General features: G+C 45.2%; 16 protein-coding genes. 5 read left to right on the top strand and 11 right to left on the bottom strand.

Translation table 11 applies throughout. The features are described 5' to 3' along the window. Positions 1 to 135: 135 nt before the first annotated feature. Positions 136 to 1122 carry a phosphate/phosphite/phosphonate ABC transporter substrate-binding protein gene (locus tag DMB88_RS05365; protein ID WP_128100517.1) on the bottom strand — a complete coding sequence of 329 codons (987 nt, stop codon included), beginning with the start codon at positions 1120 to 1122 and terminating at the stop codon, positions 136 to 138. A gap of 286 nt (positions 1123 to 1408) precedes the next feature. On the opposite strand from DMB88_RS05365, the gene DMB88_RS05360 reads away from it, so the two are divergent. Beyond that, entirely contained in the window at positions 1409 to 3157 is a 1749-nt protein-coding gene (locus DMB88_RS05360) for a bifunctional metallophosphatase/5'-nucleotidase (protein WP_128100516.1), read from the top strand. 112 nt (positions 3158 to 3269) lie between these two features. Here the strand turns inward: DMB88_RS05360 and DMB88_RS05355 are convergent, their stop codons facing one another. From DMB88_RS05355 to DMB88_RS05330, 6 genes are all read right to left on the bottom strand, one after another. Next, positions 3270 to 3584, bottom strand: a complete 315-nt coding sequence (locus tag DMB88_RS05355) for a hypothetical protein (protein WP_128100515.1) — start codon at positions 3582 to 3584, stop codon at positions 3270 to 3272. Between the two features lie 254 nt (positions 3585 to 3838). Continuing rightward, entirely contained in the window at positions 3839 to 5146 is a 1308-nt protein-coding gene (locus DMB88_RS05350; RefSeq protein WP_174715330.1) for an MATE family efflux transporter, read from the bottom strand. 231 nt (positions 5147 to 5377) lie between these two features. After that, positions 5378 to 5800 (bottom strand): MarR family winged helix-turn-helix transcriptional regulator, encoded by a 423-nt coding sequence (locus tag DMB88_RS05345; RefSeq protein WP_251383589.1) that lies wholly within the window; start codon positions 5798 to 5800, stop codon positions 5378 to 5380. 318 nt (positions 5801 to 6118) lie between these two features. Further along, positions 6119 to 7957: an ABC transporter ATP-binding protein gene (locus tag DMB88_RS05340; RefSeq protein WP_128100512.1), complete on the bottom strand. Its 1839-nt coding sequence runs from the start codon at positions 7955 to 7957 to the stop codon at positions 6119 to 6121. After that, positions 7938 to 9743 carry an ABC transporter ATP-binding protein gene (locus DMB88_RS05335; protein WP_128100511.1) on the bottom strand — a complete coding sequence of 602 codons (1806 nt, stop codon included), beginning with the start codon at positions 9741 to 9743 and terminating at the stop codon, positions 7938 to 7940. Before DMB88_RS05335 ends, DMB88_RS05340 begins: the two co-directional genes overlap by 20 nt. A 245-nt stretch (positions 9744 to 9988) precedes the next feature. Further along, positions 9989 to 10975 carry a CotH kinase family protein gene (locus DMB88_RS05330; protein ID WP_254438468.1) on the bottom strand — a complete coding sequence of 329 codons (987 nt, stop codon included), beginning with the start codon at positions 10973 to 10975 and terminating at the stop codon, positions 9989 to 9991. 422 nt (positions 10976 to 11397) lie between these two features. On the opposite strand from DMB88_RS05330, the gene DMB88_RS05325 reads away from it, so the two are divergent. The 4 genes from DMB88_RS05325 to DMB88_RS05315 are packed head-to-tail and all read left to right on the top strand — an operon-like array spanning position 11398 to position 14400. Next, complete coding sequence (locus DMB88_RS05325; RefSeq protein ID WP_128100510.1) at positions 11398 to 12183, top strand: hypothetical protein; 786 nt, start codon at positions 11398 to 11400, stop codon at positions 12181 to 12183. 53 nt (positions 12184 to 12236) lie between these two features. Then, positions 12237 to 12377, top strand: coding sequence for a hypothetical protein (locus DMB88_RS30140; protein ID WP_164848615.1), 141 nt, complete (start codon positions 12237 to 12239; stop codon positions 12375 to 12377). Then, the gene (locus DMB88_RS05320; protein ID WP_128100509.1) at positions 12378 to 13724 is read left to right on the top strand and encodes an arsenic transporter; all 1347 of its coding nucleotides are present in this window, start codon (positions 12378 to 12380) and stop codon (positions 13722 to 13724) included. It abuts the gene before it with no gap. 13 nt (positions 13725 to 13737) lie between these two features. Beyond that, on the top strand, positions 13738 to 14400 hold the full coding sequence (locus tag DMB88_RS05315) for a DUF2642 domain-containing protein (RefSeq protein WP_128100508.1): 663 nt from the start codon (positions 13738 to 13740) through the stop codon (positions 14398 to 14400). A 202-nt stretch (positions 14401 to 14602) separates the two neighbouring features. On the opposite strand, the gene DMB88_RS05310 is transcribed toward DMB88_RS05315, so the two are convergent. From DMB88_RS05310 to DMB88_RS05295, 4 genes are all read right to left on the bottom strand, one after another. Then, positions 14603 to 16258: an extracellular solute-binding protein gene (locus tag DMB88_RS05310; RefSeq protein ID WP_128100507.1), complete on the bottom strand. Its 1656-nt coding sequence runs from the start codon at positions 16256 to 16258 to the stop codon at positions 14603 to 14605. A 59-nt stretch (positions 16259 to 16317) separates the two neighbouring features. Further along, positions 16318 to 17187 (bottom strand): carbohydrate ABC transporter permease, encoded by an 870-nt coding sequence (locus DMB88_RS05305; protein ID WP_128100506.1) that lies wholly within the window; start codon positions 17185 to 17187, stop codon positions 16318 to 16320. A 19-nt stretch (positions 17188 to 17206) separates the two neighbouring features. Beyond that, positions 17207 to 18124, bottom strand: coding sequence for an ABC transporter permease (locus tag DMB88_RS05300; RefSeq protein ID WP_251383754.1), 918 nt, complete (start codon positions 18122 to 18124; stop codon positions 17207 to 17209). Between the two features lie 308 nt (positions 18125 to 18432). Beyond that, positions 18433 to 19509: a response regulator gene (locus DMB88_RS05295; protein WP_128100504.1), complete on the bottom strand. Its 1077-nt coding sequence runs from the start codon at positions 19507 to 19509 to the stop codon at positions 18433 to 18435. Positions 19510 to 19511 lie beyond the last annotated feature (2 nt).

The following is a 19511-nucleotide window of genomic DNA, read 5'->3' as shown; positions in this document are numbered from 1 at the left end:
CAAGCCAGCGCAGCGTAGAGCACGCTGAACTGGCCTGACCACTCTGAACCGATATAGCTAGTCCCATCAAGAGAGATACGTGAAGCAACAAGATTGTAAAACGACTTCTAGAGTTGTAGCACTTCTAAGCTACAATTACTCGCCTTTTACTTTTTCGCCATACTGACGAACGATCTCGAACTTACTATCATCAGACTCTACATAACCTTCATGTGTGTAGATCTCTTTAATGATTTGGTGACCCTCTGTGTCTTTACCGATATCGATGAAAGCTTGTTTGATCTTCGCAGTCCAATCTGCATTCATATCTGTACGAACAGCAATGGTATCGTTAGGAATTGGCTCAGTGAACGCCAGTACACGTGTATCTTCAAATACCGTTGGGTAATCTTTAGCTACAGTGTTACGAGCATCTTGGAAAATCGCTGCTGCATCAACGTCACCGTTCAGTACAGCAATAACACCTTGGTCATGACCTTTCAATGTTACAGGAGTTACATCTTTCAATGGGTCAATGCCATTGTCGAGCAACAAACCTGCCGGCCATACATAACCAGCGGAAGACGTTACGTTTTGGTAAGCAATTTTCTTACCTTTGAGATCTTCAATCGTTTGGATCGGTGAATCTTTCTTCACGATAAACATCGATTTATAAGAATCAGCCAATTCCTCTGTTGGAGCACCTGTCTCATCATTTACGCCAAAACGTTGAGCTTGCAAAATAACTTGAGCTGCGCCTTTTTCTTTAGCCAGCACATATGCTGTTGGAGGCAGGAAACCTACGTCTACTTTGTTGGAAGCCATTGCTTCAATAATTGTGTTGTAGTCTGTGGATACGCTGACTTTTACCGGAATACCCAATTTGTCACCAAGCAGCTTTTCCAGCGGCTTTGCTTTGGCTTCAAGCGTGTCTGCATTCTGGGAAGGAACGAATTGAACCGTTAGTTCTGTTGGTACATAACCTTCGGCTTCTTTTTCTGTTTCTGCCGTATCAGTAGATGCACCAGATGCGTTAGAACTCGTATCAGCCCCGTTAGACGAACCTGTCGTAGCATTAGACCCACAAGCACTCAGAAACAGAACCAAAATCAACAATGGTAAAAATAAAGCGGACTTCTTCAAGCGAACACCCTCCAAAGAGTTTCTATTTTTCAATACTTATCTACTATAATTGGCAAATATTTGCGCCATGTGAAACGAAATTTGGAGTTTTGTAAAGTTTCTTGTCATGCTGTCAGGGACGATTTCATCTGTTAGAATAGGCTCATTATGGATGAGAATTGGAGAAGAAAAGCATGGAAAAGGCACGAATATCAGGCATGCATCTCTTTCTTCCATTCTTTCTATCGTTCCATTTTTTTGGGTCATTCCATATATATAAACTTATATATTAGAGGAGATTGTAAAAATGAAGCCTACTCAACCGACGACAACCTTCGATATTTTGTTCACCAGTGATCTGCACGGAGCCATCCGTCCGATTTATTACAACACCAATGCCTATCGCCCAGCCGGGCTTGCTATGCTAGCTACACTCATTCGGAAGGAACGTGAACGCTCGCCTGAACTGCTGCTGGTGGATAATGGCGACTTGCTGCAAGGCTCTCCCCTGGCCTCCTACGCGGCTGCCAACGTATCCAAACATGATATTCATCCGTTCATTACCGTGTTGAATGAACTCGGCTATGATGCGGCAGTCATGGGAAATCACGAGTTCAATTATGGGCAGGAGCTGCTCTCTGGAGCCGTTCAAGGCTCCACCTTCCCATGGTTATCGGCTAACATTGTGCGGACTCGTCCGCAAGAAGATCATGAAAGATTACTAGAAAGCGAGCAAGATACTGAAGGAGATCAACCAAGCTACATGACGTATGGGGACGACTCCATTGTGATTCATTCTTATGGAACAGACTCCGAAGAAGGGACGCATCCCGTCGCACCATTGGAAGCTGGCATTCCTGCATTTGGTCCTCCGTATCTAATTAAGACATTGTCTGCGGGTGCCAAAATTGCTTTATTAGGTGCAACTACACACTATATCCCGAACTGGGAGCATCCCAAAAATATTGAAGGATTGCATTTCCTTGATGCGTTAGAGACCATCCGTGCATGGGTTAATTACATTCGCGAAGTGGAGAAGCCAGATGTTCTTGTGGTTAGTTATCATGGTGGATTCGAAAGTGATCTAGAGACCGGGGAACCAGCTGAACGGTTAACTGGAGAGAATCAAGGGTATGCAATCTGTCGAGATATTGAAGGGATTGATGTACTTCTTACAGGACATCAGCATCGCCAGCTCGCTACCGAAATCCATGGTGTAACCGTCATTCAGCCTGGATTCAGTGGAAGCGGCATAGGACATGTATCGGTTCAGTTACAGCAAAATTCAGATGGAGCATGGCAAATTACAGATAAACAAGCTAAGCTTCTGCGCTTGGATGAACAGCATGAGCTTGAACCCGATGCCGTGGTCATGAGACTTACGGATGAACTGGAGACTCAGGCTCAAGCCTGGTTAGATCAACCGATTGGTGAGGTATCTGGTGACTTGTCGATTTCCGATGCGACAACGCTCCGGCTTCAAGCTCATCCATTCATTGATTTTGTGCATCAGGTACAGATGGAAGCAACAGGAGCACAGCTCTCGAATACGGCCATGCTTAGTGAAGAAGCTCGCGGATTCGAAAGTCAGATCACGGTTCGGGATGTGTTATCGAATTTCATCTATCCTAACACGCTTACCGTATTAGAGCTGAATGGTGAGGATATTCGAGAGGCGTTGGAGCAAAGCGCACGCTACTTCGAACTGGATTCCTCAGGAAAGGTTATCGTTAACCCGGCCTACATCGAACCTAAACCACAGCATTACAATTATGATATGTGGGCAGGCATCGAATACGAGCTTGATATCTCTCAGCCTGTAGGTAGTCGAGTGGTGAAGCTAGAGCGTAATGGCATACCGATTGCCATGGATAGCACATATTCTGTGGTGATGAATAGCTACCGTGCTGCTGGGGGAGGCGATTATGCCATGTATCCAGGTAAAAAGGTGCTGCATGAAGGCGCCACGGATATGGCGACATTGGTGGAGGATTACATTCGTAGACATCAGCCGTTGACGGTGCAGCCTGCGAATAATTGGAAGGTTATGAACTAGGACAGAGGTTAGAAAACCTCTACCAAATAAATATAGCCTATGAAAGGTTCTCGATTAAGAATCTCTCATAGGCTATTTTATTTTATGATCGGCCAGTCATTCGCCTGGACTTCTAAAAAGGTAAAATACTGTTCACAATGAGCACGAGTATAAACAACGCAATCCATACCAACAACAGGTTAGCCATAGCGATAGCCCACTTGTACTTCCCTTTATGGTAGAATCCCCAACAAGATAGTGATCCTAGCACAGCAATTGGATAAGAGATCAGTAAAGAAACGGCAGCATAGTTCGATGCATAGTCATATGAAGTCGGAGCATCAAACATAAATACACTCATCATCAGCACAATGGGATACGCTAATAGTGTTAATAAGTACAAGCCATTAAATAAAAAAAGCCATGTTGCAATTGTTGAGTTTTTCAATTTTCCAGACGACCTCCATAACCTAGCTTTCCCTATACGAGTATAAGAGCTTTGTGAATAAGCCCTATTATATCCACTTTGTGACATAACGTCATGGTTACGACTTCCATATTTACCCTGTGAAATGTTTGTTGGTTTAGAATAAATGTTGACAGCATGCAATCCCTATACAAATGAGGATTGAACAATAGAAAAAGCAGGATCAGAGTGAATTTCTCCCTCCATCCTGCTCTAATATCCAGCCTAAGCTAAGTTTAAGCATTCACTACAAGCTGATTGTTTTTTTGACTAATACGTCTGTAGTGGAATACAAACAGGATTAGCCCAAGCACACTTGTGATGATTTCAGTTACGGTCATAGACCAGATCACGCCTGTAAGACCAAAGTACTGATGGAAAATAATGATCACTGGAATGAACAAGGTTCCTTGGCAGATTGCCATCACATTCGTTGGAATCCCCTCTCCTGCAGCTTTGAAAATACCGGTAAACAGTCCAGTAAGACCGGTGAACAAGGCAGAGATCAGCATCGCGATCAGGATAGCAGTTCCAGCCTCAAGCACCGATGCATCGGATGAGAACAGGCGAATGACTTGTTCCTTGAACACATAGACGATGCCAATAAAAATTACCGCAATCCCCGTAATATATAGCGTAGCTTGTTTATACGTAGTTTTTAATCGAGCAAAATTTCCACTTGCAAAATTATGCGCCACGAGCGGAATAATCCCCATGAAAACCCCCATCGTTAGAAACTCAGGCAACTGCACAATCCGTAGCGCAATACCGAAGCCAGCGACAATATGATCACCAAATGTCATTGCATAGTGGTTCAACAGCAGAGTCGATACGATCAGGAATGACGTTTGCAGCAGTTCGGATACGCCAATCTTATATACCTCTAACTGATCCTGCAGGTTCAGCTTCCAGTGCTTTAAGAAGCCTCTCAGATTCTCACTGCGATATGATAAATACCAGATATAATAGGCTGCTGAGCAAGCATTCGCTAGTACGATGGACAGCGCAGCACCAAATACATGCCAATCGAAGATAAGAATAAATAGTACATCCAATAAAATGCTGGCAACAATGCTAATGAACATACCATACATCGATTCCTTCGATGCACCTTCTGACCGAACCAACTGTTCCAGCGCAAAGTTCACAATGACAATCGCTCCACCTGCCAATAACGTAATGGCGTACTGACTCGTGTATGCATATACAGCCTGATTGGCGCCAAGTCCATGAACAATCGGGGTGATGAACAACCAAGAGATAAGGGCAATGAATATACCAGCAGCTAAGCTGAAGTAAAGCGAGTAACCTGCAACTTTCTTCGCCTTCTCCGCTTCACCCTTAGCCGTTAGACGCGTAATGAAGGTGCCGCCACCGACTCCAAACATATTGCCAAATGCCATCAACACAGTGAAGATTGGTAAGCCGAGGGTAATCGCACTGAACATGCCTGTATCATGTACTAGACCAATGAAAAAGGCATTGATGAGGTTGTACAGCGTTCCCGCTGACATGCCTAACATCATAGGAATAGACAGATGCATAATAGACTTGTGGACAGGAGCTGTGCTCAGATAATAGGAGTTTGAATGTTTTTCTTTCAAAGGAATTCCGCCTCTCTTTTAATTATAACAATTAGACTTCTAAGTTTTACAGCAAAAAAGATACTCAAGTGTTACCAACCAACGTTGGCACATTGACCAATAGAACCTAAACTGTTCGAATTCTAACTATTTGAATATGAGCAGTTAATCCTGCTCAGTACATCAGCCCTCTTAGAGGTTCTGATTAACCTTGGTCAATAACTGCATCAATGTTGCCTGTTCTTCCTCGGTCAAACTTGCCACAATCTCGTGCTCAACTTTGGCAAACATCTGGGTTACATCTTGAATGACTTGCTCGCCCTTAGGCAAGACGTATAAGTTCTTCTGTCGCTCATTATCTGAAGGAATCTTCCGCTCAATATACCCGTTCTTCTCCAAGCCTTTCAGCATACTCGTAATCGTTGCATCCCGCCGGTTGAATGTCTCAGCTAGGTTTTTCTGAATCAACCCGTTATCCTGATGTTCATAGATATATCCGATGATTCGACCTTGTTGAGCATTAAGCCCTAACTCGTTCACTTGATCATCGGCTTTGCGTTTGATCTTGATTCCAATCGTTTGAAATAGATCCGAATATGGCGTATCTTTCCGCAAGAGAACTCTCCTCCCCTTTGTATAACATCTTAAAGTTAGATATCTAAGTGTTCGTGAGCTAAATATACATCCACTCCGTTTTGCTGTCAAGCATCGTATTAATTCATTAATCATATGAGCATGCGTGTGTTAGGTAATAAAACAATCAATTAAACAAATACGTCCATACGATCCATAAAGAAAAACGGACACCCATATAGATGTCCGTTTCTGTATATCCCTTCATTCGGTTGCACTTACTGTAATCATGAGTCATCCCGTTGAGCTCCTGTGGTACCAAGGAGACGTATCCGAGAATGCCCATGACTCACCCAGCTATTACTGTGCTTTCTTGCGTAACTGACTGTAATACAGCTCGCTGTAGAAGCCGCCTTGCTCCAGCAAGACGTCATGCGAGCCTTGTTCCAGCAGATGTCCATCCTTCAGCACTAGAATCCGGTCTGCTTGGCGGATTGTGTTCAGCCTGTGAGCAATGACAAAGCTGGTACGCCCCTGCATCAGACGTTGCAGCCCTTCCTGAATTTTGATCTCTGTAACGGTATCAATACTACTTGTCGCCTCATCAAGTACAAGAATGGATGGGTCGGCCAGAATCGCACGTGCGATGGCAAGCAGTTGCTTCTGTCCTTGACTGATGCCGCTGCCATCGGCCTGGAGCACTTTGTCATAACCACCCTTCATTCGCGTAATAAAGGAATGCGCATTGGCTAGTTTGGAGGCAATCTCCACCTCTTCGTCTGATGCATCCAGACGGCCGAAGCGAATATTTTCCCGAATCGTCCCTTGAAACAGGAATGAATCCTGAAGAACAAATGCCATATGAGAACGCAGATTCTCTCGGCGAATGGTTGTGAGATCCCGTTCATCCACTGTCAGCGTACCCGCCGTTGGATCATAGAAGCGGGACAATAGCTGAATTAGCGTGGTTTTGCCTGCCCCAGTTGGGCCTACTAACGCAATCATCTCTCCCGGCTTCGCCTCAAAACTAATCTCATGCAAAATGTTACGACCTTCATCGTATCCAAAGGAAACCCGGTCAAAACGTACCGCTCCCTCCACCTTCTCAAGCGATACCGCTGCACCCTCATCCTTCGCTTCTTCATCTTCATCCAGCACTTCAAATACACGCTCCGCTCCGGCTATAGCCGACAATAACGTATTCCACTGATTCGCTAGATCGTTCAGCGGACGTGTGAATTGACGAGCATATTCGACGAAAATGATGATGATCCCCACAGTAACCGTACCTTGAATCGCCAGAATACCGCCGATCCCTGCTACAATGGCGAAGCTCAGGTTGTTGAGTCCGTTCATCAGCTTCGGTATAAAACCCGAGATGGTCTGCGCCCAGAAGCCGGAAATCCGGATTCGAGTATTTCGCTCCTCAAACCCACGAATGACCCGTTCCTCTTGTGAAAATGCTTTAATGATCCGCTGACCAGATAACGTCTCTTCAATATATCCATTCAGTTCACCCAGATTACGCTGCCGCTCCTTGAAAAGTGGCCCTGTTCGACGCGTAATCCAGCGCATGCCAAGAGCCATAAGCGGCACGACGATAAACGTAAGCAAGGTCAGCAGTGGACTCAGCCAGAGCATGACACCAAACGTTCCCAGTAGTGTTAATATACTTGAAAAAATCTGAATGGCCGAGCTGTTCAATGTACCGCTAACATTCTCGATATCATTCGTAACCCGACTCATAATCTCACCTTGCTGACGTTTGCCGAAGAATGGAATGGGCAATTTGTGCAGGTGGGAGAACAGGTCATACCGCATACGATATACCGTCTCCTGTGCGATTTCGATCATCCATATATTTTGCAGCCAAGATGTCAGGGAGAACAGTACATACACCGCAACCAGTCCAAGCAGGAACCTGGTCCAACTAGCGCTGGTTGATTCTCCATCCATAAAGCTATCCACTGCGACGCCCACCATATATGGCCCGAGCAACGCAAGTGCTGAGCTTGCAAATACCATCAGTAGCACCAGTGAGAGCTTCACTTTGCGGCGTGCAAGATACGTCCAGATCCGCCCCAATGTACCTGACCAATTCTTCGCCCTTGCCTTCGGCTTAGAGCCGCCGCCTTTGAGCGTTGCAGGATCAAGCGGTGGTGGCGGTTGACGGAAGGGTTCAATGAATGCTTTGAACATGCGGCGTGCCCTCCCCATATTGTGATTGATAGATGCGACGGTACAATTCCGATGAATCCATCAGATCTTCATGTTTACCTTGCCCGATTAGACGCCCATCATCCAGCAGCAGAATTAGATCGGCCGAGGTTGTGGAGCTAATCTTCTGTGTAATGATAAAGGTTGTGCACGATAGCTCCTCCAGTGCATCCAATAACCTTGCTTCTGTTGCCACATCCAGTGCACTTGTACTGTCATCCAAAATCAGAATACTTGGACGACGAATTAGTGCCCTTGCAATGGATAAACGTTGCTTCTGTCCACCCGACAGGTTAACGCCGCGTTGACCTAACTGTGTATCATAACCATTCGGCAATTTCTCAATCGTTTCATGAATCTGAGCACGCTTGGCGGCTTCTTGAATCTCAGCGAGCGTAGCATCCTCTCTGCCCCAAGCGATATTATCACGGACAGACCCCGTGAATAGGACAACCTCCTGTGGAACATAACCGATTGCCCCACGCAGCAACGAGGTATCCAAACGTTCTGCGTTGGTACCATCAATCCGGATCTGACCCGTGTCCTCCGTGTATAGTCTTGGAATTAACTGTACAAGTGAAGACTTGCCTGAGCCTGTCGCTCCCATAATGGCAATGCGCTCACCTTGGCGAGCAGAGAACGAGATATTTTCAAGTACCGTAATATCACTGTTCGGATAGTGAAAGCCAACATTCTTAAACTCAACCGCACCTTGTATTGACTGTTGTTTTGGAGTCAACATGGATATTCCTTGTTCTGCTGCTGATGCAGACTGTCCTGATTCTGTAGAAAATGAATTCGCTGACTTCTGAGCCGACTCTGAATCGTCCTCCGTTTCAAAGACTTCATTCAGCCGCTGTGCTGAAGCGCTTGCTCGGGAGAATGTCACGAGAATCCACGATAGTGCAGACATTGCCCCAATGGTACGAAGCAGGTAGTTAATGACAGCAACCACTTCACCCACAGTTGCACTGCCCGAGTTAATATCTGCTCGCCCGAACCATAACACAGCGATAATGCAACCGTTCATCATGAGCAGCATGAACGGCATCGTCGTCTCCGTTAAGCGTAGCGCGGAGATCGTGCCTTTCATCAGCTTGCCGCTGAAGCCGGCAAAGCGTTCAATCTCATGGCCCATCCGCACGAAGACACGGATCAGCCGAATGCCTGTCAGATTCTCCTGGATGACTCCGTTGACGGCATCCAATCTGCGCTGCACATTGCGGAACAGCAGCGCTGCCTTTTTGATCATCCAGACCACGACAACAAGCAACACAGGCACCATAACGACCAGCAGCAGACCCAATCGCGGATTAACAACTACGGCCATAATCATGCTACCAATCACGACCAGAGGCACACGCGTCATGAAGCGTAGACTCATGAAGACGGTATCCTGAACCTGGGTAACGTCCCCTGTTAAGCGGGTAATGAGCGATGAGGTGGCGAAACGATTGAAAACGGCGTAAGAGAACGCTTGCACTTTATCATACAGCTTCTCCCGCAGATCGTATCCGAATCCTAAGCTCGCATGGGATGCAAAAAACGAACTGGCAATCCCGGCAGCAAAAGCCACAACCGCACTCGCCACGAGCACTCCGCCCCAAAACCAGACGACGGACAGATTCCCTTCCTGTATGCCGTTATCGATAATCTTCGAGATGAGATACGGCTGAGCCAGCTCCACTGCAAGCTCAATCAACATCATGACCAGGGCAGCAATGGCGGCAACTCGGTACTTCTTCAAATAGTACAACAGCTTGATCATAAGTATTCCTCCGGCTCGGAGCGCTCTAAACCGCTATCCTATTCAGTTCAGAGCCTCCATTAGACATGTTGTTTTCTCCACTTTGCCCACTATGTAATCATTTCCTATGTACATATATGGTTATTATAACGTATTTTACAATCCTGCTTCTATTCTTATTACCCTACTTTTCTGCAAGAAATAGTCTTCCCCTCTTTTTTAACGCAAAAAAAGGAAGGTATGCCCTTCCCAAGCGGTTCGTATGCTCACAACTGATGTAGCTTCTCATGGAGATATTCCCGCCGTTCTGCCACGTAGGTACGAATTCTCTCGGGTTCATCAGCAAACACATCCATAGGCCATTTCATATAAGGATCTTGCTCGACTTCTTCGAAAATTTCATGGTGTAGTCGATTCACGATGGGCATAATTTTCTGCTCTGTAAAAACACTCGATAGGTGTTGCTGCATCAGTTTCTTGTATTGTTGACGGAAACTGCGGAATGCCAGCAGTCGTCCGGTAAGTTTGTTATAGCCTTGAATACGAACAAGATTGGAGTCAACTCGCGTTCCATAACAGTTCCTCCCCCAAGTACCCTCATAATCCCAAGGTAAGATACCATATTTCCCGCTTTTGATTTTCTCATACCATGTGTAATTTTGATGAAATCCGTCAAAGTTCCCAGTAAGCACAGCTCCACTTAACCAGCGCAAATAGTTGTCCGTATCCACCCTTGTCTGTAAAAAACGATACAATTCCAGTCTGGACTTTGTGTTCAACTGTCGAACAAAGGTACTTAACCTTGTGCGATCCACATCTTTGCCCCGAATTAAGCTGTATCCGGATAATAGATTGGTGCTTGTTGAAGAGGAATCCGAATTTAATGTAAAACCAGCATGGTCATTCACCGCGTAAAAGATACTACGTACGGGAATTTTCCGTTGGCGAAAAAAGAAGGATTTTACACCTTCGATTCTTAGGTATACTCCCAGAAGCTGTCCGTTCAAGTATAAAACGCAGTGCTTGGTAGATGGAGCAGGCACCCGGATCGACTCAAAAAAGCGAAAAGAAAGCGCATTGCGAATGAGCGAAGGATCATCGTACTCTGCATTAAAGTGATACGTTCGGCTAGCAGTGCGAATCTCAAATGATTTTTTGGCATAACCGCGTGTATGCCCCCTCGGTAACGAATCCGGATCGGAATCTGCTTGCCATCCATCTTCATCGTGCTGTTCACAAACGTATCTGACCATATATTGGAGGTTAACTGTTGATATTCGGTTGTAGACAAGCTGATATGGTAGACAGGTAAAGCCATTTCCATCCGCCTTTCGAGTACCTGTGAGATTCGCCCGTAGGTCTTTATCTCATCCTATGCAGAAAAACAGAAAATCGTACGGGCGAATGCATAGTCCTGTATGTATTACCTCCAGCTTCACCTCCAGCATCACATCTAAGACTGTGAAGTTAGAGGTGATATTAATCTATAAGTATACATTCAATTTCATAGATTATAGCCAAAATAGTATAAAAATAGATTCCCGGCTAGTCCCTCCAAGAAGCATGTCACATATGCTTAAACTACAGACAGACACGAATGACAAATGGAAGGGATCACGATCACATCCACCATTTTTGTCCATCTGAACTTATATCATGGAAGGGGTAAAACACAATGTCTATGAATGGTGAAGGAATGAGAGGTTTGTTGGGAAGAGAAATTAAGGTTAACCGGGGAGGACCTGATTCAGTACAAGGTACACTGACGGACGTACGCTGGGACTATATGGCAATAAAATGTAAAGAAGGGATCGTCTACGTTAATGAAACACATGTCAAAAGCATAACAGATACAGGTCGTTCCGGTGGGAACAGAAGTACAGCCATGGGTAACCCTATTCCCGCCAACACGTTTCTGGGCGTTATGCAGGCACTCCGCTTCCGCCGTGTCCAGATCAACCGTGGAGGACCTGAGAAAGTCGAAGGTATTCTGGCTGATGCCAACCAGAACCAATTGATCATAACTTTGAAAAATCAGGAGATTGTTCGTATTCCGATACAACATGTGAAATCTGTATCCGTCATACGTGGTGGCGGCAACAACAATAACAATACAAGTCAAGGAAACCAAGCCGCTCAAGGTAATCAGGCGGCTCAAGGCAACCAGTCCCGTGGAAATCGTTCCCAAGGAAATCAAGCCCAGAGTAATAAGTCTGGCGGGAATAAATCCAGTGGCAACAAGTCTCGGAGCAATCAAGGCAATCGCTCCCAAGGACAGCGGGTTCAAGAGAACCAAGCCCATGGCAACAAGTCAGGCGGGAACAAATCCAATGGCAACAAGTCGCGAAGCAATCAAGGCAATCGCTCTCAGGGACAACGGGTTCAAGAGAACCACGCCCATGGCAACAAGTCAGGCGGGAACAAATCCCGTGGCAACAAATCTGGCGGTAAAAAGAATTAAACAAACTAAACTAATCTCTTAAGTTATCTACTAGCTTAAAGGGGGGAATTATCATGTTGATCTTCATTGCATTAGTCTTAATTGGTGTGCCTTTTTACTGGATCGTTGCGCCCGGAAGACCTACCACTCCATCCCATGAACATCTACTCCAAGCTTCGTCCGGACTTCTCCCCCTGGGAGGTGAATCACAGTAAATGTCGGACTACCAGATGTGGTTAACCTTTGGGGTATTTATCATCACTGTCATTTTCCTGATGTGGCGTCCTGGTGGATTAAATGAATCCATCCCCACCTCACTTGGCGCCCTTCTTCTTATTTTAACTGGAGTGAGCAGCTATGCTCATATTGTTGGAATCTTTGGAATCGTATCTGGTGCAGCCGTAACGATTCTCTCTACCATTGTAATGTCAATTATCCTGGATAGCATCGGTTTTTTTCGCTGGATCGCCTTGAATATGATTGAGAAAGCGAGAGGTTCTGGCTTTCGATTGTTCTGGCTAGTTCTATTACTTTGTTTTCTCATGACCATCTTCTTCAATAATGATGGCAGTATTCTAATTACAACTCCGATTATTATTCGAATCTGTTTCATCCTTCGTTTGAAAATGCATCAACAGTTGCCCTACCTGATCTCCGGTGCGCTCATCGCTACGGCTTCAAGTGCGCCAATTGGCCTTAGTAATCTAGCTAATCTGATTGCTCTGCAAATGGTAGGCTTAAATCTGAATACGTATACTCAGATGATGTTTGTGCCTTCTATGCTTGCGATCATAGTGATGACCGTACTTTTATTCTATTATTTTCGCAGGAGTATTCCCAAAGTCATTCATCACTTCCCTGTATCCCTGCAATCTTCATCAGGTTCAGGATATCATCCACTACAGACCGATGAAACGGAGAATAAAGTAGACTGGTGGCTGTTCCGTGTCTGTATAGGCATCGTTGTATTTATCCGAGCAGGATACTTTCTAGCTGAGCAAGTCGGTATACGCATGGAAGTTGTCGCACTCACCGGTGTTATTCTCATGCTCATTGTGCGTTGGTACCGTACCCGTACTGGACTCAAAGATGTGATAACACAAACACCTTGGCACATTCTACTCTTTGCCTTCAGCATTTATGTTATTGTGGATAGTCTTCACCGAGCAGGAATGACAGCATCCATTATTCAGTGGATGAAACCTATGATAGAAGGAGGAAATGCCAGTATTATCGCTGTGTCAGGGCTAATGCTCACTCTGCTTTCCAATCTGTTCAACAATTTGCCTTCTGTCATGATTGGAACCTTTGCCGTTACTGATCTTCAACTGAGTGAATCTCAACTGCATCTTGCGTATCTTGCAAATATTCTGGGAAGTGATATCGGAGCCTTGCTGACACCAATAGGTACCTTAGCAACATTAATTTGGATGTATATATTAAAGACCCATCATATTCGAGTCTCCTGGAAACAGTATATGAAAGTTACTATCATTGTGGTACCCATCAGTCTAATTGTTAGCCTAATTTCATTATTTATTTGGACATCTATAATCTATTGAGAGGAGGAATACTGTGGAACTCGTTACGCATTGGCTGGGTAAATCAATTGAATTGGAACTGGCTGGCTGTAAACTTCCAATTCAAGGAGAGATTATTGATGTAGGTCAGGATCTGATTGTAGTCTATGAAAACCATCGTTTTATCTATATTCCACTTCATCATGTTCAAACCATGCATGCCAACAACTCAGATTTAAGTGCGGTTATTCCGAAGCCTGACCCCGAGATTGACCACGACAACATTTCGTATCGAAAAATGCTGATGAACGCCCGTGGACGATTCAGCGAGATATCGATCGCAGGACGAACACTGCATGGTTATATTACGAACATTATGAATGACTATTTTATGTTCTACTCTCCCTTATATCACTCTTCTCTATACGTTTCAATCAATCATCTGAAGTATATCATTCCATCCCCTACCAACAGCACACCATACTCTCTTAGTCAGCAACATTTCCCTATTCAGCCCTCGTCCATGCCACTCTCCCGTACATTCGATCAGCAACTGCATAAAATGATAGGTGAACTTGTAATTATCAACCTTGATTCCAAGCCGTACCATGCAGGATTACTGAAGAGTACAAACGGTCATTTGCTTACACTTGTAGAAGCGGAAGGGACTTCTTTAATTATGCACACCGATCATATTCAGACCATTCATCTCCCCTGAGTATCAGCAGACTGAAAGGTTCATCTGTCTATATCTGATGATCCTAACCTAATACTTCCATCCTACCATCCCTTTAGTTTAGAGCTAACCTTCAAATCAAAAGAACCAGGACATCATGTCCTGGTTCTTTTGATTTGAAGTAGACCAGTGCTTTTCACTGTAATCTAGCCCCTCCAGATATACTTTGTTCAAAGCAATAATTTCACTCTGATTTCTCAAAGTCCGCCTGTTGCTGTTCATAGATTTCATAGAAATCTTCCCATACTAATACGTTATCCTTCTCCTTGCTCCACCAGTCCTTGTACCACGCTTCGATCTCTGAGCCGCCTCCCTGTTCCCACTGCTTCTGTGCATCGATAGCAGCCTGCTCAACCGTATATTTGCTGCCACCAATTATGGAACGGGTATAAATATCATTGATGGCTGTGCTCACATTTGTAAACTTCACTTGAAGTTCCTTCGGTAACTGCGGCATATGCTCCGAATGGGTAACACCTTCTCCCACAGGAAGATCCGTCATATAGACCTCCCGCGCTTCCTTGAAGAGACGTAGTCCTTCCTTCTGCGATGGAATCTCTTCACTGAACAGCATTTCGGTATAACCGCACTTACCTTCCTCTAAGCGACTGTACAGCATCGCATAATCGCCTGCCCAGCTTATCTCCTGCTTGTATTTCTCCTGATCCGAGATGCGCGGACAACCTTGATCGTTCAATGTATAATGTGTGCCTTCAAATCCGTTTTTGAAGGTGCGACCGTTTTCTGTTTTGGTTAGAAAATCAATATACTGCATAGCTGCTTCGGGATTTTTGGTACGAGCATTGATGGCTGCGGTCATCTGAACTGGATTGTTCCACACCATCGTATACTGTCCTACCGACGTAGATGGTAACGGGATAACCTTCAATTTTGCCTCTGGAACATTCTGCATTAATGTATCCAGTTCCTTGGCTGCAAACCCCGTATAATCGGAAGTCATAGCGGCATACATGCCGATTTTGCCATTCAAGAAATCTTGCTTCGCCTTCGCTCCATCCTTATCGGTCAGAAAATCTTTATCCACTACACCTGCTTCATATAGCGCACGTTTGAATGAAGTTGCTTCCTTCAAATGGTTAGGGCCAACCACAACCTCCCCGTCCTCCATGTTCACAAAGTTCGCATTATACATATACCGGAACAGACCTGCCGTATCGCCGAACTGAAATCCACCTATACCGTAGGTGTCGTTGACTCCGTTGCCGTCAGGGTCATTTTCTGTAAACGCCTTGGCAACCGCCAGCATCTCTTCCTCATTAGTCGGCACCTCCAGATTCAGCTTCTCCAGCCAATCTTCACGAATGAAAAAGCTCGTCAGTGGAAAAACCTCATTCATACGACCCACTTCGTATAATTTGCCATCACTTTTGATGCCCGCTTTCTTAAGCTGCGGATATTTCTCCATCAGTGCCTTGTATTCCACACTGGAGTTCTCGATCAGGTCATCTAGCGGCATCAACTGTTTCTGATTAAACAGTGTATTTCGGATCGGTGTACCGAATTCAAAGATAAGATCGGGCGCGCTACCAGAAGCAAATAATACATTCAGCTTGGATTGTGATTCCCAGCGGGGAACTGCTGTATATTTTACATTTGCCGGGCCATTCTCATTAATCCACTTCGACCACATATTATCTTCAATCGTACCCATACCGCTAGGGACGGCTCCCCGATCATAAATCGTTGACGTGATATTTCCCCTGCTGTTCTCCCCTTCAGCCTGTTCACCTGAGCTTCCCCCAGTACATCCAGCCAATAACCCGCCAATTAACCCCAGAACGAGACTCGACTTCATCCATGCCTTCATCGTTAACGCCATAGATAAGACCCTCTTTCTCCCTATATTATGAACTGATGCGATGTGACCGACAGCCTGCCTTACCCTTTAATTGAGCCAAGCATGACCCCTTTGACAAAGTACTTCTGCAAGAACGGATATACCGCCAGAATAGGTATGACCATCACGATGACAGCCGCTGCTCGAATGCCTTCTGGAGTCAGGTTCGAAATCATCGTTGGATCGGTAAAATCCTGTACATTCAGATTGGACATAATCATGTTTTGGACTAGTACGGTCATGTTGTATTTCGACGTATCATTGATATAAATCATTACGCTCATGAATGAGTTCCAATAGCCTACGCCATAAAAGAGAGCAATCGTCGCCAGCAATGGTTTGGATAACGGCAGCACGATTCGGAACAAGAGCCCAAGCTCTCCACAACCGTCGATGCGTGCAGCCTCGTCCACTTCCCCTGGTAGATTTTCAAAATAAGATCGCATGATCAACATGTTATACGTACTCACAAGACCCGGTAACCAGAGTGCGCCATAACTGTTCACGAGACCGAGATTCTGCACAACTAGATACGTTGGAATGAGTCCACCGTTAAAAATCATCGTAAACACCATCGCCATCGTAAAAAATCGTCTGTGATAAAAGTGTCTACGTGACAGCGGATAAGCCGCCATAATCGTTACGGCCATGCTTAGCCCAGTACCGATTAAGGTTATCTCCACACTGTTCCAAAATGCATTCAGAATCGGCGTCCCCGTAATCAGACTATGATAGGAGAACCAGGTAAAATCGACGGGCCACAGCCCCACTTCACCGGATACAACAGCTCTTGCATCACTGAATGACAGGGCGATGATATTCAGCAGGGGCAGAATACAGCTAATCGCCACCAATGATAACAAGACATAATTCATCAGATAAAATACTTTTTCTCCTCTGGTTTTCCTCATGCTGTTCTGATCTCCCTCCTTACCACAAGCCTTCGTTAAATCGACGTGCAATTGAGTTCGCGCTGAATATAAGGATAAATGCGACCAAGGATTCAAATAGTCCCATGGCTGTTGTCAGACTGAACTGCGCCCCCTGAAGACCTGTACGATAGATGTATGTACTAATTACATCCGCCACCTCGTTGACATTAGAGTTCTGGAGCATATACACCTGGTCGAATCCAACCTCCATAACTCGACCCATCGACAATATAAGCAACAGAATAATCGTGGGACGTATCCCTGGAAGAGTTACATGCCAGATCTGACGCAGCTTGCTGGCTCCATCCATCTGCGCAGCCTCATACTGACTCGGATCAATGGTTGTTAACGCTGCGAGAAATATGATGGCATTGAACCCCATGTCCTTCCAGATGCCGGATCCAACAAATACCGCAATCCATGAACCCTTGTTATACATAAACGGATAAGGTTCTCCCGTCCAGGCTTCGACCCAACGGTTCACGATTCCATTCTCCAAGGAGAATACCGTCATGATCATCATCGCAATAATGACCCAGGAGAAGAAATGCGGCATATAGACCACCGTCTGCACCGTCCGCTTGAAAGCCATATTCCGTACTTCATTCAGCATAATAGCTAGAATAATCGGGATCGGAAATCCAATGATGATACTTAATAAACTGAGAAATAACGTGTTACGTATAATCTCCACCGTACGCGGATCACTGAATAGTGTCTGAAAATGCTGCAAACCGACCCACGGACTGTTCCATAAACCGTCGTAAAAATTGTAATCCTTGAACGCCATGACCAATCCCCCGATGGGTGCATAACGAAAGGTCAGATAAAACAAAATTACTGGAACAAACATTACGATTAACGGAATATTCATCTTGAATCTTCGCAACCGTTGCTGGCGAATCCGCTGCTTCATTTCATTGTCAGGTGGTTGGAAACCAGATGGTGAACCTGCGGTCAGTTCCCCCTTCATTTGCATCACTCCCTTCTGCTACTGCTGATGTACTATAGTTGTATTTTAGATAAAAATGAAAGCGTAAACATTTGATATTTAACGATTCTTTTTTAAATTTCTACACAAAAATAACCCCACATGCCATCGTGGGGCCATCCCTGATATTAAGTTGCTATGGAAAACGAACTGCGTATGAAATGATATACATTAGATAATAAACAGACTGTACATTGGCAGCTACTTGTGAGGAATTGCGTTAATATACCTGTCTACCTGTTCACATGTTCACCTGTTTGCTTGCGGTATTCCCGGGGCGAGACACCTGTCATTTGTTTGAATACCGTCGTGAAATAACTGGAATTATCGAACCCGGTTTGTTCCGCGATCTCCGCCATGCTCTGCCGCGTACGGTGAAGCAGCAATTTGGCTTTCTCAATTCGGCGCCTGCTAACATATTGACTAAAGCCTTGTCCCGTCTCTTTTTTGAACAAATGACTTAGATAGTTGGGTGTCACATGAACATGCGTGGAGACTGATTGCAGCGTGCAACTTCTGGAATAATTCATCTCCACATACTGCATCACTCGCGTGATTACATGATCCTGATGTTCCTGAGTTAACCTTCTCAGCATATCCAACCACTCTTCACTCTTAGATCGAGCCCAGGCGATGACTTCCGGTACGTTATGAACCCACAGCAATGGCTCTGCACCAAATTGTTCCGTGCCACCTGATTCCTGGAGTTGAAGCTGCTGTGCCAGCAATTCAGTCATCACCTTCATCAGCATATGTACCTCTTCTTTGGCTCGTGGCAAAGTCATTTGGGACGCTTCTTCCAAGAGTCCATCTATGCGTTGAATGATCGCTGCGAATTGATGGTGGAGCAATAGCGAGTTCAGTTCCTCTTTCAGTCTTTCGGTTCGGTCAACCTGACTGTATTGTGCCCTGATTCGATTGTCGGACTGTCTCTGGCGATATCGTTCATGTGCCTTACGTAGCACCTGACATGCTTCGTCGAGGGAGAACGGCTTCAGTAGAAATTCAATCGCTCCGTAACGGATAGCGCGCTGCGCATATTCGAATTCACGATACCCTGTCAAAATAATAATCATGATGTCGCGTCCACTCTCGTGTATACGTTCAGCCAAGTCCAGACCGTCCATTATAGGCATGTTGATATCCGTAATAATCAGATCAGGTGTGCAATGGTCTACGACTTGTATCGCTTCTTCTCCATCTGCCGCTTCCCCAACAACTTCCCAGCCAAGGGGATTATTCCGAATCAGATGGATCAGTCCTTGACGAAATAACGTTTCATCATCCACCACAAGCAAACGTCCATTCACAG

It is taken from the genome of Paenibacillus sp. DCT19 (assembly GCF_003268635.1).
In the GTDB taxonomy this organism is placed as follows: domain Bacteria; phylum Bacillota; class Bacilli; order Paenibacillales; family Paenibacillaceae; genus Paenibacillus.
The sequence above is the reverse complement of the archived record's forward strand: the minus strand, read 5'-3'. Positions and strand labels throughout refer to the sequence as shown.